This is a genomic window from Nocardia sp. NPDC057272 (assembly GCF_042668615.1).
Taxonomy (GTDB): domain Bacteria; phylum Actinomycetota; class Actinomycetes; order Mycobacteriales; family Mycobacteriaceae; genus Nocardia.
The window spans coordinates 1-14460 of record NZ_JBHUYK010000025.1 but is presented as its reverse complement, the minus strand read 5'-3'; the positions used below and the strand labels follow the sequence as shown (position 1 = coordinate 14460).

At 67.9% G+C, this 14460-nt stretch carries 14 protein-coding genes; 10 read left to right on the top strand and 4 right to left on the bottom strand.

From position 1 onward, the window contains the following. Window positions 1–260 precede the first annotated feature (260 nt). From ACFULV_RS27070 to ACFULV_RS27060, 3 genes are read left to right on the top strand one after another with little or no spacing between them, the layout of a single operon-like run. The gene (locus ACFULV_RS27070) at window positions 261–2456 is read left to right on the top strand and encodes a hypothetical protein (RefSeq protein ID WP_378661404.1); all 2196 of its coding nucleotides are present in this window, start codon (window positions 261–263) and stop codon (window positions 2454–2456) included. Further along, a complete protein-coding gene (locus tag ACFULV_RS27065; RefSeq protein ID WP_378636878.1) occupies window positions 2453–2890 on the top strand; it encodes a GtrA family protein in 438 nt (145 codons plus the stop codon). The genes ACFULV_RS27070 and ACFULV_RS27065 overlap by 4 nt, the downstream gene beginning before the upstream one ends. A 9-nt stretch (window positions 2891–2899) precedes the next feature. Next, a complete protein-coding gene (locus ACFULV_RS27060) occupies window positions 2900–3124 on the top strand; it encodes a Trm112 family protein (protein ID WP_378636876.1) in 225 nt (74 codons plus the stop codon). Between the two features lie 25 nt (window positions 3125–3149). Here ACFULV_RS27060 and ACFULV_RS27055 read toward each other — a convergent pair whose 3' ends face one another. The 4 genes from ACFULV_RS27055 to ACFULV_RS27040 all read right to left on the bottom strand — a co-directional run bounded on the left by ACFULV_RS27055 (window position 3150) and on the right by ACFULV_RS27040 (window position 6896). Continuing rightward, window positions 3150–3785 carry a TetR family transcriptional regulator gene (locus tag ACFULV_RS27055; protein ID WP_378661401.1) on the bottom strand — a complete coding sequence of 212 codons (636 nt, stop codon included), beginning with the start codon at window positions 3783–3785 and terminating at the stop codon, window positions 3150–3152. Window positions 3786–3816: 31 nt separating this feature from the next. Then, on the bottom strand, window positions 3817–4578 hold the full coding sequence (locus tag ACFULV_RS27050) for an ABC transporter permease (RefSeq protein ID WP_378661398.1): 762 nt from the start codon (window positions 4576–4578) through the stop codon (window positions 3817–3819). Then, entirely contained in the window at window positions 4575–5309 is a 735-nt protein-coding gene (locus tag ACFULV_RS27045) for an ABC transporter ATP-binding protein (protein ID WP_378661395.1), read from the bottom strand. Before ACFULV_RS27045 ends, ACFULV_RS27050 begins: the two co-directional genes overlap by 4 nt. 72 nt (window positions 5310–5381) lie before the next feature. Continuing rightward, complete coding sequence (locus tag ACFULV_RS27040; protein ID WP_378661392.1) at window positions 5382–6896, bottom strand: multicopper oxidase family protein; 1515 nt, start codon at window positions 6894–6896, stop codon at window positions 5382–5384. A gap of 187 nt (window positions 6897–7083) precedes the next feature. Here ACFULV_RS27040 and ACFULV_RS27035 point away from each other — a divergent pair, with 187 nt between their 5' ends. From ACFULV_RS27035 to tyrS, 7 genes are all read left to right on the top strand, one after another. After that, window positions 7084–8262, top strand: a complete 1179-nt coding sequence (locus ACFULV_RS27035; protein WP_378661389.1) for an NAD(P)/FAD-dependent oxidoreductase — start codon at window positions 7084–7086, stop codon at window positions 8260–8262. A gap of 89 nt (window positions 8263–8351) precedes the next feature. Next, window positions 8352–9230, top strand: a complete 879-nt coding sequence (locus ACFULV_RS27030; RefSeq protein ID WP_378661386.1) for an RNA polymerase sigma-70 factor — start codon at window positions 8352–8354, stop codon at window positions 9228–9230. A gap of 43 nt (window positions 9231–9273) precedes the next feature. Next, a complete protein-coding gene (locus ACFULV_RS27025; RefSeq protein WP_378661383.1) occupies window positions 9274–10419 on the top strand; it encodes a low temperature requirement protein A in 1146 nt (381 codons plus the stop codon). A gap of 84 nt (window positions 10420–10503) precedes the next feature. Beyond that, the gene (locus ACFULV_RS27020; RefSeq protein ID WP_378661380.1) at window positions 10504–11112 is read left to right on the top strand and encodes a DNA-3-methyladenine glycosylase; all 609 of its coding nucleotides are present in this window, start codon (window positions 10504–10506) and stop codon (window positions 11110–11112) included. A 108-nt stretch (window positions 11113–11220) separates the two neighbouring features. Further along, window positions 11221–11646, top strand: a complete 426-nt coding sequence (locus tag ACFULV_RS27015; RefSeq protein ID WP_378661377.1) for a DoxX family protein — start codon at window positions 11221–11223, stop codon at window positions 11644–11646. Between the two features lie 188 nt (window positions 11647–11834). Beyond that, window positions 11835–12683 carry an alpha/beta fold hydrolase gene (locus ACFULV_RS27010; RefSeq protein WP_378636849.1) on the top strand — a complete coding sequence of 283 codons (849 nt, stop codon included), beginning with the start codon at window positions 11835–11837 and terminating at the stop codon, window positions 12681–12683. A gap of 28 nt (window positions 12684–12711) precedes the next feature. Further along, window positions 12712–13998: a tyrosine--tRNA ligase gene (gene tyrS, locus ACFULV_RS27005; protein WP_378661375.1), complete on the top strand. Its 1287-nt coding sequence runs from the start codon at window positions 12712–12714 to the stop codon at window positions 13996–13998. Window positions 13999–14460 lie beyond the last annotated feature (462 nt).

Here is a 14460-nt window from a genome sequence, read left to right as displayed (position 1 = left end):
CGACCCGTTGCGATCGGGCGCGCCCGATCGCACGACAGTGTCGGGCCTGGACAAAGGTGCGGACGGAATCGGCATCGCGGACACTTTCGGTGTTTCGGAGGTATTGACCCAACAGTGAGCGCACTTTAACACCGGCGCGTGACACGTCGGTGGAAGCGATCCCGCTGTGCGACGGTGCCAGTCGGGCCGTGTGCCTGTAGGGTCTGGTCCTCGTGGTGGAAAGTAGAACCCCGTCCCGTCGGTCCGTCTATATCTGGGGCTTGATCACCTCCCTCGGAGTGATCGCGGGCTATGGTGCGGTTCTCCTCGCCAACGTTCGGCACTTCTATACCGACGACACCGAATCCCAGTACGTCCCGCTGTGGGTGATGCTCGGCAACCGGCTGCGCAACGGTGATCTGCCGGTGATGGTGCCCGAGCACTGGATGGCCGGAAACTACTCGATCGAGGAAGCCGGGCTGCTGAATCCGCCGCAGCTGCTGATCGATCTCATCGCGCCCTCGGTGGACAACCTGGTGCTGTACGCGACCGTGGTGAAGCTGATCTTCGCGATCATCCTCGGCCTCGGCGTCTACCGGATCTGCCTGGCCTACGGCTCGCGGGTGCAGTGGGCGGCGCTGGCCGGGGTCTCGATTCCGTTCACCGGCTGGCTGCTGTTCTTCGACGAGGCCAGCTGGATGACCGCCTTCACCGGCACCGCGTGGATGGTGCACGCGTGGGCGTCGGGCGTGCGCTACTCGCGTGGTCGCGGCGGGCCGATCCCCGTGTTCGTGTATCTCTACCTGGCGATCTCGGTGCAGTACATCTTCCCGGCGGTGGAAGCCGGTCTGATGATCGGCGCGGTCGCGGTCGGTGAGCTGATCTACCAGCGGACCTGGCGCCCGTCGCTGAAACTGCTGACGGTGGCGGGGCTGGCGGCACTGGCCGGAGCGGCCACCTATCTGCCGAGCATGCTCTCGGCGAAGGTCACCTGGCGTGGCACCGCCCAGATCAACAACGACATGTTCCTCACTGTGCCCTGGTCGGAATCGCTGAACGCGAGCCTGCCCTCGACCCTGCCCGCCTTCACCTCGTGGTGGGGTTACGTCCAGCCACTGCCGGTGGTCTACATCGCCTGGTTCCTGATTCCGGCCCTGGCGTTCATCGACTGGGGTAAGGCGCGCGCGGCCTGGCGTGAGCTCAGCGGCATCGGGCTGTTCGCGATCGCGGCGCTGATGTGGACGGCCGGACCCGGCACGATCGGCCCGCTGCGCTGGCCCGCCCGCGTGCTGCCGATGGTGGCGCTGGGTCTGCTGCTGCTGGTGTGCGTGCTGCTCGGGCGGTTCGCGACCTTCAAGGACTGGCGTGCGCGGGGGATCGCGGCGGCCGTGCTGATCGGGCTGCTGTGGGTGCGCTCGTTCTCCGCCGACCCGCACAACTGGATCGCGCATGTGATCGCCGCGCTGGCCATCGCCGCGCTCGGGGCCGCGCTGGTGTGGCTTGCGGTGAACAAGGGGATCTCCGCGGCGGTCGCGCTGGCGATCATCGCGGTGTCCCCGATCGCCTATGTCCAGGTGGAACGGGCACAGCCGACGCCGATGAGCTGGAATCTGCCCAGCGATCGGGCCGCTGCCCGCGCGGCGTTCCCGGAATTCGCGGGGACCACGCTGCAGCTCGGCGATCGCGCGCTGATCCAACCGGGGGAGCGCACCCTCGACGGCGCCTACGGCTCGCTGGTGTTCGGCAACTACGCCAAGGACATCGAGCGCACCTATGTCAGCGGCTACACCCCGAACGGTCACTTCTGGTTCGGCGACATGCTCTGCATGCGCTGGGACACCAGCGTGTGCCCCGACGCCTACCGCCGCGCGTTCGCGGTCGAGCCGTCGACGGGCAAAACAGTCGTCGACCTGATGAACATCGACCGGGTGGTGCTGCAACGCGCGCTCTACCCGGCCGCGCGGACCGAGCCCGCGCCCGACGGGTGGAAATGGGTCGACTACCCCGGCCACGAGAACTACATCTCGGTCCTCGAACGTGCGGACGGGCTGATCTCGACCCGCAACGGCCGGATCTCGGCGGTCGAGAACGCCACTGCGGTCTCGACCTCGGAAAGCGATACGACGAGCCGGGTCACCGTGAGCTCCCAGTCCGGTGGTCGCGTGGTGTTCGCGCGTCTGGGCTGGCCCGGCTACCGGGTGAGCCTCGACGGCAAGGACATCCCGTTCAAGGTCGTCGCGAAGAGTTTCGTCGCGGTCGACATCCCGGCCGGGACGACGAACGGCGATCTCGAGCTGACCTGGCGTCCGCCGGGCTGGAAGATCGGCGGCGCCGCGATCGGCCTCGGACTGCTCGGACTCGCGGTGTTCCAGTGGCTGTACGTGCGTGGGCGTAAGCCCGACGACGAGGAGCTGGACGCCCCGGCGGCGGAGTCGATCGCCGACGACGACACCGCGCTCGCGGACGCGCTGCGATGATCGCCGAGGCGGCGGGCGGCGTGCTCGAGACACCGGGCCCGCTGCTGCGGATCGTGAAACGTCAGGAGCTGGCGTTCGCGATCGTCGGCGGGTTCAACACCCTGCTCGGCATGGCGCTCGTCGTCTTCTGGCTACAGGTGCTCGGCGACGGCAGGCCCGGCGTGGCTGTTGTCGCTGCCTACGCGGTGAGCACGGTGGTCGCGTTCGTGTTGCATCGCACGCTGGTGTTCCGCGTTCACGGCCATCTCCTGCGTGACTTTCTCGCGTTCTGTGGGGTGAACGCCGGTGGTCTGGTGCTCAACGTGATCCTGGTGGAGCTGGCGGTCACCGGCCTCGGGTTTCCCGCCGCTCCCGCCTCGGTGATCGTGATGGGTCTGGTGGCGGTGCTGAGCTTCTTCGGACACCGCTACATCTCGTTCCGCCGGGCGCGGTAGGTTAGGCACATGGCGCACGAATCCACCATCGACGCAACCCTGCTCGGCCTGCTGGCCTGCCCCCAGGACAAGGGCCCATTGCAGCTGGTGCGCACCGAAGCCGATGTGAGCGTGCTCTACAACCCGCGTCTGCGTCGCGCGTACCCGATCGACAACGGCATCCCGGTGCTGCTGATCGACGAGGCCCGCGACGTCTCCGACGCCGAACACGAATTCTTCGTCGCCGAATCCTGATCCTCGAACGATTTCCGGCGCTGGATCACCAACTGCCGGTATCGATGTCCCCGGTCAGGTAGCGCTGGATCACCGGGCCGACGGCATCGACCACCGCATCGATCGGCATCGAGGCCAGCGGCTCCAGCGCGATGATCTTGCGGGCGGTCAACACCCCGATCATCTGGGACGCGGCCAGGGCGACCCTGGCGCGACCGTCGTCGTCGGCGGTGGCGATGCGCACCCGGACCCGTTCCAGCACCACCTGGAGCAGGAACGTGCGCGCGAGATTCTGATCGCCGCCCGCGAAGATGCTGCGGACCATGGCCACGATGCCGGGTCCGGCGGGGGAGTCCCACACCGTGACGACCGCGCGCACGATCGTCGCGCCGAGTTCGTCGATCGGTGCGGCGTCGACGGCGTCGAGCGTGGTGTCCGGGTCGACCGGGAAATCCACCGCGGCGGCGAACAGCTGCTGCTTGTTGCCGAAGTAGTGGTGCACCAGCGCCGGGTCGACATCGGCATCGGCCGCGATCGCGCGGATCGAGGTCTTATCGAATCCGGCGCCGGCGAACCGGACCCGCGCCGCGTCGAGGATCGCCAGTTTGGTGTCGGCGTTGCCCGGCCTGCGGCCGGTGCGCCCGGATTTCGCTGTGCCGGCACCGGATTCGCCGTCACTCATCATGGATCCTCTCGTCGGGGTTCTTTGTTCGCTACGGGGTGCGTCGACGCAGAGTAGCCGCGGCGAGTCCGAGCGCCACCACCGCGAACCCGGCGACGACGGCGATATCGCGCCACATCGCGGCTGTCGGCTCCGCGTGAACCGACACCTGCTGGAGCGCGTCGACCGCATAGCTCAACGGCATCACATTGCTGATCGCCTCGAGCCAGCCGGGCAGCCGGTCGCGCGGTACCAGCAGCCCACACAGGAAGATCTGCGGCGCGACGATCACCGGCATGAACTGCACGGCCTGGAATTCGGTGCGCGCGAACGCACTCGCCAGCAGGCCGAGCCCGACGCCGCACACCGCGTCGACCATCGCGATCAGCATGACCCAGCCCGGACTGCCCGCCGCGGTCAACCCGAGCAGCCAGAACGCGACCACGCAGGCGACCGCGGCCTGCGCGGCGGCGGCGAGGGAGAACGCGCTGCCGTACCCGGCGAGCAGGTCGAGCTTGCTCAGCGGTGTGGTGAGCAGCCGTTCGAGGGTTCCCGATGTGCGTTCGCGCTGCATCGCGATCGCGGTGATCAGGAACATCACGATGAACGGCAGGATTCCGAGCATCGTGATGCCGACCCGGTCGAACATCGTCAGCGGGGCGTGCGGCGGGCGTGGTGCGTCCTGGTAGATGAAGTACAGCAGCGTCATCAGCAGGGCGGGGACCACCAGGATCATGGCGACGGTGCGGTGATCGTTGCGCAGTTGCCGCAGGATCCGGGCGGTCGTGGCGGTGTAGGGGCGCAGGGTGGTCATGCGTGCTCTCCCATCGTGATCAAGGTCAGGAAAGCGGCCTCGAGGTTCTGTTCGTCGGTGCGCTCGCGCAGTTCGTCCGGGCTGAGCTGGGCGAGCAGGTTGCCCTCGCGCATCAGCAGCAGCTTGTCGCAGTGCTCGGCTTCGTCCATCACGTGACTCGACACGAGCAGAGTCGTTCCCGCCGCGGCCAATTCACGGAACTGCTTCCACAGCTCCACGCGCAACACCGGATCGAGGCCGACCGTGGGTTCGTCGAGCACCAGGAGTTCCGGCTTGCCCACGAGCGCGCACGCCAGCGACGCCCTGGTCTTCTGGCCACCCGAGAGCTGGTCGCCGAGCTGATCCGCGTGATCGGCCAAACCGACTGCGACGAGCGCGGATTCGGTGTCGTCGCGGTTGCGGCCGTAGAGCGCGGCGTAGTACGCCACGTTGTCGCGGACGCTGATGTCGGCGTAGATGCTCGGCGCCTGGGTGACATAACCGACCCGGCGGCGCAGCCCGCTGCTGCCCGCGGGTTCGCCGAGCACGGTGACGGTGCCCGATTCCACCAGCTGCGTTCCCACGATGCTGCGCAGCAGGGTGGTCTTCCCGCAGCCGGACGGACCGAGCAGACCGGTGATCGAGCCGCGCGGGATGTCGAGGGTGAGGCCGTGCAGGACGGGGCGTTTTCCGCGTGTGACGGTCAGGTCCGCGACTTGGACGGCGATCGGTGGCGGTGCGCTGCGCGACATGGTCGCCTCAATTCATCGAGTGTTGAATTCACTACGTGATGAATTTAGCGCGATCGTGTCTGTGTGGCAAGGTCAGTGGGCGTGTCCAGGGGGTGTCACGGCCTGCTGACCTGGTTCGACGACGGTGAACTGGCCCATCATCCCGACATCCTCGTGCCACAGCAGATGGCAGTGATACATGTACGGCGTCGTCGGATCGGCGGGCCCGTCGAACCGTAGAGCCAGCGTCGTCGCCGTATTCGGTGGCAGGAAGATGGTGTCCTTGGCGCCGGTCAGCTCGGGCGGGGGCGGGCCGCCGTCGTAATCGAGCACCCGGAACTGCACATCGTGGACGTGAAAGTTGTGCGGCATGCCGTCGACGTTGCGCACGACCCAGGTCTCGGTGGTGCCCCGGGTGACCGTGGTGTCGATGCGGCTCATGTCCATGCGCTCGCCGTTGATACCGGCCAGGGTCAGGTCGAAGCGCCGTTGCGTGACGGAGTCGGCTCCCTCGGGAATCGACAGCGGCACAAGGCTTTCCGGTAATGCGGCGGAGGGGCGCAAGGTCGACGCGGCGCGCAGTTCGAGCACATCGAACGTGTCGTCACCGCCCGAGAACCGGTTCGACCAGAAATCGAGACCCGCCGCGAGTTTCTCGCTGCGCAGCACAGTGCGCTCACCGGGCCGCATCCGCACCACGATCTCCGCGCGTTCGCCGGGTGAGAGGCGGAGGTGATCGAGGGTGGTGGGGCGTTCGAGCAGGCCACCGTCGGAACCGATCATCGCGAACGAGCGGGCGTCGTCGAAGGCGAAGGTGTAGATCCGCGCGGTCGAGGCATTGAGCAGGCGCAGCCGCACCAGTTCGTCCCCGACCTCCTGGTAGGGGGACAGGGTGCCGTTGACCATGGTGCGATCGCCGAGGAATCCGATGTCACGGAAGATCGCGTGCGCCCCGTCGAGGCGGCTACCGCGCAGACGCATGTCCTGCACGATCACCGGGATGTCGTCAACGCCGTAGGTGTTGGGCAGCGGCAGTTCCGCACTCGGTGCGTCATCGATGAGGAACAGGCCCGCCAGGCCGCGGCGCACATGGTCCTCGGTCGCGCCGTGCGGGTGCGGGTGATACCAGAGAGTCGAAGCCGGTTGATCCACAGTCCATTCCGGTGTCCATGTCGCACCGGGGTCGACCATCTGGTGCGGCCCGCCGTCCATGGCGGCGGGGAGGTGCATGCCGTGCCAGTGCACTGTCGATCCCTCGGGGAGCTGGTTGCGCACCTGGACTCGCACGCGTTCGCCGCGGGCCGCACGCACGGTGGGGCCGAGGTAGCTGCCGTTGAAGCCCCACGTCTCGGTGGCGCGTCCGGGCTCGAATGTGGTTGTCCCGGTGCGCATATCGAGGGCGAACACCCGTGTTCCGGTCGAGTCGACAGTCGAATCCGCCAGCGGCGGGATGCGCAGTGGCCGAGTGAATTCCGTGGTGCCGACCGTCGAGATGTCGGCGGAGCTCCAGGTCCACGCCACCCCGGCGCCGATCGCGGTGACCAGGGTGACGACGAGGGCGCACGCGCCGAGCAGGATGCGGCGTAGCCGACGTGGGGGAGAAGCCATGCATCGACGGTAGGGACGCGCACCCGCCGCCACATCCGGGTCCGTCCCCGGTTCGACCCCGATTTCCGGTCGCGGATTTCAGGGTTTCCCGCAGGTCAGGAGCATGTGAGGTGGATCACAATGCCGGGCTGTCACGTTCGGGCGAGCTGCTTTGTCCCATGAACATCCCACCGACAGGAGTACCGCAATGACCACCACTACGCACCGCATCGTCGTCCTCGGCGCCGGCTACACCGGCATGCTGGCCGCGATCCGCCTGGCCCGGCGCACCAGAAAACTGGCTGTGGTGATCACCCTGGTCAATCCGTCGGCCCGCTTCACCGAGCGGCTGCGGATGCACCAGATCGCCGCCGGTCAGGAACTCGCCCACCACGACATCCCGGAAATCCTCGACGGCACCGGCGTCGAATTCGTGCAGGGCTGGGTCACCGCGATCGACCCCACCGCGCAGCGCGTCCACGTCGACGGTGTCGGCGAACTCGTCTACGACGAGCTGATCTACGCCCTCGGCAGCACTGCCGAGACGACCCTGGTGCCCGGCGTCGCCGACCACGCCTTCACCCTCGACGACCCGCGCCTCGCCCACGAATTCGCGGGCAAGCTCGTCACCCTCGCGGCTCAGGGTGCCGCCGTCGCCGTGTGCGGTGGCGGACTCACCGGTATCGAAGCCGCGACCGAGATCGCGGAAAGCCACCCCGGTCTGCGCGTCACCCTGATCAGCTCGGGCGAGCCGGGCGCGGTGATGGGCGACAAAGCCCGCGCCCACCTGAACAAGGCGATGGACCGGCTCGGCATCGTCCGCGAGATCGGCGTGCGCGTCGCCAAGGTGCAGCCCGACGCGGTCGAACTCGCCGACGGCACGGTGATCGGCGCCGACCTCACGCTGTGGACCACCGGCGTGCGGGTCTCGCCGCTGGCCGCCGAGGCGGGGATCGAGACCGACGCGCGTGGCCTCATCGTCGTGGACCCGACACTGAAGTCGATCTCGCACCCCATGATTCACGCCATCGGCGACGCGGCCGCCGTCCGCCAGGGGTGGGGGCAGGTGCACGGTACCTGCCAGAGCGGTCTGCCCACCGCCGCCTACACCGCCGACCTGATCGCCGCCGAACTGCGCGGCAAGACGGTCCGGCCGTTCCGCTTCGGGTACTTCCACCAGCCGGTCAGCCTGGGCCGCCGCGACGCGGTCATCCAGTTCACCAACGCCGACGACACCCCGCGCCGCCTCTACCTCACCGGCTGGGCCGCGCGCATCTACAAGGAGCTGGTCAGCAGCAGCCCCGTTCCGACGTTCAAGGCCAGCAGGAAGATGACCATGAACGTGCAATTGTCCAAGGGCGGCAAGGCAACTCGCGCCCTCGCGTGAACAGCCGGCACCGTCGCCGATCGGGCGCCGAGCCTGCTCGGCGCCCACCGATTCGCCACCGTGACGGAGCGTGCGACATGGTAGATCGTATGTCCGATCAGGATCCGTTTCTCGAACACCGCCGCCTGCTGTTCGCGACCGCTTACCGCATGCTCGGTACGGTCACCGACGCCGAGGACGTCCTGCAGGACACCTGGCTCAAGTGGAACGACACCGACCACGCCGCGGTCACCCACCCCAAGGCCTACCTGGTCCGCACGGTCACCAATCTCTCGCTGAACCGGCTCACCTCCGCCCGCGCGACCCGCGAAAGCTATGTCGGCCCTTGGCTTCCCGAGCCGGTCCTGACATCGCCCGATATCGCCGAGGACACCGAATTGGCCGATACCGTCTCCACCGCCATGCTCGTCGTGCTGGAAACCCTCACCCCCGTCGAACGCGCGGTGTTCCTGCTGCGCGAAGTGTTCGGTTACTCGCACGCCGAGATCGCCGAAGCCCTCGAACGGTCCGAGGCGAGCGTGCGCCAGATCGCGCACCGCGCGAAGAACCACGTCCACTCGCGCCGCCCGCGGTTCGATACCGACAAGGCCGCCCGCGCCCAGGTCACCGCACAGTTCATGGCCGCCTGCGCAGGCGGCGACCTCAACGCCCTGATGGACCTGCTCGCTCCCGACGTCACGTGCTGGTCCGACGGCGGCGGCGTGGTCACCGCCGCCCGCCGCCCCCTGCACGGCCCCGACCACGTCGCCCGCTGGATCCTGGGCGTTCTCGCCAAACCGCAGTCCGCGGGTTTCGAACTCACCGCTGCCGACATCAACGGCGAGCTCGGCACCCTGGCCTCCTTCGCTGGAAACCCCGGCGCCGCCTTCACTTTCGACCTCGTCGACGGACACATCCAGAATCTGCGCTTCCAGGTCAACCCCAGCAAGCTGGCCGGGCTGTACCGCGGCACCGACCTGCTCGGCTGAGCAACCCCTCGCGCGAACCGGTCACTGGCCCTACCATTCTGCCGTGTCAAGCAATCTCAACGACCGGGCCGAAGGTGGCCAGGTCAGGGCCTCGACCCTGGAACTGTTCTTCGACCTGGTCTTCGTTTTCACGATCACCCAGCTCACCCATGTGTTCGTGCACCACCCGGGATGGGAAGCGGTTCTGCAGGTCTCGCTGATGTTCGGCGTGATCTGGTGGATGTACAGCGGGTACGTCTGGCTGACCAACGAGGTGGCGCCGAGCTCGTCCTCGCGCCGGACCTGGTTGCTGGTCGGGATGTCGGCGTTCTTCATGCTCGCGCTCGCCGTGCCCGACGCCTTCCACGGCACCGGTGTCGCCTTCGGCATCGGCTACCTGCTGGTGACCGCGATCCACACCGCGATGTTCGCCTCGGCGGGCGGGGCGTCGGCCGTCCTGGCGATCCGCCGGATCGGGCCACTCAACGCGGTATCGGCCACCCTGGTCGTGGCGGGCGGATTCACCCACCCGCCGCTGCAATACCTGCTCTGGGCAGGTGCTTTCGCGGTGCAGATCCTCAGTCCCTACCTCGTCGACACCGCCGGGTTCCGGGTGCGCGTCTCGCACTTCTGCGAGCGGCACGGACTGGTGGTGATCGTCGCGCTCGGCGAATCGATCGTCGCCCTCGGCGTCGGGCTGGCAGGCGAACCGATCACCGTCGCGCTGCTGGCCATGGTCGCGTTGGGGCTGGCGCTGGCGTACGTGCTGTGGTGGGCCTACTTCGGTTTCGACGACGAACGCGGCGAGCACGCGCTGGGCGAACGACCCGACCTCGAGCGGGTACGGCCGGCGCTCGTCGCCTACGACTACGCGCTCTATCCGCTCCTGGTCGGCGTCATCCTCACGTCGGCAGGTATCGCGCTGAGTATCGCGCACGGCGGCGAACCGGTGAGCTGGGCCGCCGCGGGCGCGTTGTCCGGCGGCGTCGCGCTCTACTTCGCCGGACAGTCCTGGTTCCGGGCCGCGCTCGGCCTGTCCGGGTCACGCGGCAGGCTGCTGGGCGCCCTCGCGGTCGCCGCCACCACTCCGATCGGGGTGTACTGGCTCGCTTGGGGTCAGCTCGCCGCCCTGGTAGCGGTCGCTTACGCGGTGGTGATCGTCGACGATCGGCGCATCCTGCGCGCCGGGCAGCACAGCGCCTACGCCTGAGTGCCGATCGCATCGACGCACCTTCGGCCACGCGCGGCGGAGCAATGCCGCGCGTGGGTGCCCGGTTGGGTGACAATGACGGTCGTGTCCGCCCAGGAACTGGCCGTTGATCCGCCTACCGCCGCCCGCAGGTTGCTCGGCGCGATCCTGTGGTCGGGTCCGGTGGCGCTGCGCATCGTGGAAGTCGAGGCCTACGGCAGCGACCCCGACGGACCGTGGCCCGATCCGGCCGCACACTCCTGGCCGGGGCCGACGGCCCGCAATGCGGTGATGTTCGGCCCGGCCGGGCGGCTCTACGTCTACCGCTCGTACGGAATTCATCTCTGTGTCAACGTGACCGGTGGTTACGACGGTGAAGCCGGTGCGGTGCTCGTGCGTGCGGCGGAAGTGGTCGAGGGCATCGACCTCGCCCGCGAACGCAGGCCCGCCGCCCGCAGGGACGCGGATCTGGCGCGGGGGCCGGGCAATGTCGGCAGCGCACTCGGCATCAGCATGTCCGACTACGGAACCGAGCTGTTCGACCCGTTCTCTGCGCTGCGCCTCCAACTGGAACCACCCGTGCCGCAGTCCGATATCGCCACCGGTCCCAGAGTGGGTGTCAGCGTGGCCGCCGAGATCCCGTGGCGGTTCTGGCTACCGGCCTCGCCCGCTGTGTCGGTCTATCGGCGCAGCCCTCGCGCCCCGATGCCCTAGCGACGATTTCGACAGACTTCGCCGACAGCGATGAGTTTTCCGGCGACGGTCCGTCCTATCAGTTGAACGCGCTACCAACCCGGCGCGACCGACTCGAAGGACGAGACCATGACCACTGCGACCCCCTCCGCGAACCTCTCCCACGCCGCCGACTACCACCCCGGCAAGATCCGCAACCGCGTCCTGTGGACCCTGCAGATCGTGCTCGGCCTGTTCTTCGTCATCGCCTCGGGCGGCCCGAAGCTCGTCATCCCGAACACGTTGATGGACAACGCCCCCGAGAACCTGACCATCCCGATCGGCCTGCTGATCTTCATCGGAGTCGTCGAGGTGGCGGGCGGAATCGGTCTGATGGTGCCGCGCCTGTCCGGTCTGGCCGCCGCCGGTCTGTCCGTGCTCACCGTGCTCGCCGCGGCGACACAGGCTTTCATCGCCGACAAGCCCGCGATGGGGATCTTCCCGCTGGTGCTGGCCGCGATCTTCGCCTGGATCGCCTACGAACGCCGCGCCACCATCACCGCGCTGGTGCGATGAGCCACCACTCGACACGCCGATAATCGCCGGAGCCATCGGGTTCCGGCGATTGTCGGCGTGTCGAGGGGGGTTCGGTGACGGAGCTGATCTCGCGCTCCCGATTTCGTCGCCGAACCCAATAGGGCGATTCCATCGCAGGTGCGACGATCGAGGACCACGTCGAGAAGACCGTACGAGCAGGAGCGCCCGTGTTCACTTTCCCCAGCAGCGACGGCACCACGATCCACGTGCGGAGCTGGCTCCCCACGGAGACCGAGCCGCGCCGGGTCGTGCAGATCGCGCACGGCATGGGCGAACATTCCGACCGCTACAGCCACCTCGCCGAACGACTGGCCGGTCTCGGGTTCGCCGTCTACGCCGACGACCACCGCGGGCACGGGCTCAGCATGGGTGCCGTACCGGGCGACCTGGGTCCCGACGGCTGGAACCTGCTCGTCGCCGACGAGGTCGCGCTCACCGAGATCCTGCGGGAACGGCATCCCGGGCTGCCCGTCACCCTGATCGGCCACAGCCTCGGCTCCTTCGCCGTGCAGCAGTACCTGCTCGACCATTCCGGCCTCGTCGACGAAGTGGTGCTGAGCGGCACGACCGCGGTCGACGGCCTGTTCGGCGAGATCGCGGCCGCCGGCGGTGACCTGATCGGCTTCTTCAACGCGGAGTTCCAGCCCACCCGCACCGACGCCGACTGGATCAGTCGCGACGAAGCCCAGGTCGATGCCTACAACGCCGACCCCTGGTGCGGTTTCGCCATCGACGACGCCAACATGGGCCTGCTCGCGGCCAACGCCCAGACGCGGCTGTCCGATCCGAGCACCGTGCGCGCCGACCTGCCCCTCTACGTGATGGTCGGCGACAAGGACCCGCTCAACAACAAGCTCCGCCTGTCCGACCTGCTCGTCCAACGCTACCGCGACGCGGGCCTCGCCGACCTCACCTACCAGGTCTACGCGGACGCCCGTCACGAAGTCCTCAACGAAACCAACCGCGACGAGGTCGAAGCCGATCTGCTCGCCTGGCTCACCCGCGCACGCGACTGACGAACCGCATGCGGAAAGATGGGTCAGCGTGACCGGCGACATCTTCGACGAACTGACCTGGCGCGGCCTGATCGCGCAGTCCACCGACCTGGACGAGCTGCGCGCTGCCGCGGCCACCGCGCCCCTGACGCTCTATGCCGGCTTCGACCCGACCGCCGCCAGCCTGCACGCCGGCCACCTCGTCCCGCTGCTCGCGCTCAAGCGCTTCCAGCTGGCCGGGCATCGGCCGATCGTGCTCGCCGGCGGCGCGACCGGCATGATCGGCGACCCGCGTGACGTGGGCGAACGCACCATGAACTCGACCGACACCGTCGCCGAGTGGGCACAGCGCATCCGGGGCCAGCTCGAGCGGTTCGTCGACCTCGACGAGTCGCCGACCGGTGCGGTCATCGTCAACAACATGGACTGGACCGGCCCGCTGTCGACCGTGGACTTCCTGCGCGATGTCGGCAAGCACTTCTCGGTGAACGTGATGCTCGCCCGCGACACCGTCAAACGGCGGCTCGAAGGCGACGGCATCTCCTACACCGAGTTCAGCTACATGCTGCTGCAGGCCAACGACTACCTGCAGCTGCGGCGCGAGCACGGGTGCACGCTGCAGGTCGGTGGCTCCGATCAGTGGGGCAACATCATCGCCGGTGTCGAACTGAACCGGCGCGTCGACGGTGCGCATGTGCACGCGCTCACCGTGCCACTGGTGACCTCGGCCGACGGCAAGAAGTTCGGCAAGTCCACCGGCGGCGGCAGCCTGTGGCTCGACCCCGAACTGACCAGCCCCTACGCCTGGTACCAGTACTTCGTGAACACCGCCGACGCCGATGTCGTGCGCTACCTGCGCTGGTTCACCTTCCTGAGCCGCGAAGAACTCGACGAACTCGAGCAGGCGACGGCGGAACGCCCGTTCGCCCGCGAGGCGCAGAAGCGCCTGGCAGCGGAGATGACCACGCTGGTGCACGGCGAGGCCGAGACCCGCGCGGCGGAATTGGCCAGCCACGCCCTGTTCGGCCGCGGTGAGCTCGGCGAACTTCCGCTGTCCACGCTCGGCGCCGCGCTGCGCGAAGCCGCGGTCGACGGCAAGGTCGCCGAGGTGGTGCCGGGTGAACCGAACACGATCGTCGACCTGCTCGTCGCCTCGGGCCTGTGTGAGAGCAAGGGCGCGGCCCGTCGGGTCGTCAACGAAGGCGGTGTTTCGGTGAACAACCAGCGGGTCGGCGACGTCGAGTGGACTCCGTCCGATGCCGACTACCTGCACGGTGAGTGGCTGGTGCTGCGGCGCGGAAAGAAGAACATGGCGGGCGTGCATCGGATAGCCTGACGTCGTTGCGGAGGCCTGAGTCACATGCGTGTGATTCAGGCCGGCGCAAGCGCTGAGCGCACCGCCGTGACCTGCGGAGATCCGGTGCTGTCCAGGCGATTTGACGCGGCGTTATCCGGCGCGTAACTTATTGGAAGTCAGAGCGACACGGACACCAACCCGGAGCCGAGACGCTAGCCCGAGAGGCTGGCGGGCCAAGGGAAAACGCGGTAGTACGGGGAAGCGCCTGACAGGGCTGAAGATCTTGTGACCAGGCTTACGATTGACTTCGTCTGGACGTGAGGTTAGGCTGGAACAGTTGCCCTTCGGAAGATCCGGAACGATCCGGTCATTCCGTTTGTGCGTGTGTTCTTTGAGAACTCAATAGTGTGTCGATGAATGTCAGTGCCAATATTTATATTGGTTCCAGCCTTCGCGTACCCCCCGGTCGTGGAAGGTTGGACATTGAAAAACAACAGCGAA

What these genes read in the sequence shown, in the direction of transcription:
- ACFULV_RS27045 (WP_378661395.1), bottom strand. Translation starts at nt 5,309, where the DNA reads ATGTCGCGCAGCGCACCGCCACCGATCGCCGTCCAAGTCGCGGACCTG.
- ACFULV_RS27055 (WP_378661401.1), bottom strand. Translation starts at nt 3,785, where the DNA reads ATGAGTGACGGCGAATCCGGTGCCGGCACAGCGAAATCCGGGCGCACC.
- ACFULV_RS27040 (WP_378661392.1), bottom strand. Translation starts at nt 6,896, where the DNA reads ATGGCTTCTCCCCCACGTCGGCTACGCCGCATCCTGCTCGGCGCGTGC.
- ACFULV_RS27015 (WP_378661377.1), top strand. Translation starts at nt 11,221, where the DNA reads ATGACCACTGCGACCCCCTCCGCGAACCTCTCCCACGCCGCCGACTAC.
- ACFULV_RS27050 (WP_378661398.1), bottom strand. Translation starts at nt 4,578, where the DNA reads ATGACCACCCTGCGCCCCTACACCGCCACGACCGCCCGGATCCTGCGG.
- ACFULV_RS27060 (WP_378636876.1), top strand. Translation starts at nt 2,900, where the DNA reads ATGGCGCACGAATCCACCATCGACGCAACCCTGCTCGGCCTGCTGGCC.
- ACFULV_RS27065 (WP_378636878.1), top strand. Translation starts at nt 2,453, where the DNA reads ATGATCGCCGAGGCGGCGGGCGGCGTGCTCGAGACACCGGGCCCGCTG.
- ACFULV_RS27035 (WP_378661389.1), top strand. Translation starts at nt 7,084, where the DNA reads ATGACCACCACTACGCACCGCATCGTCGTCCTCGGCGCCGGCTACACC.
- ACFULV_RS27030 (WP_378661386.1), top strand. Translation starts at nt 8,352, where the DNA reads ATGTCCGATCAGGATCCGTTTCTCGAACACCGCCGCCTGCTGTTCGCG.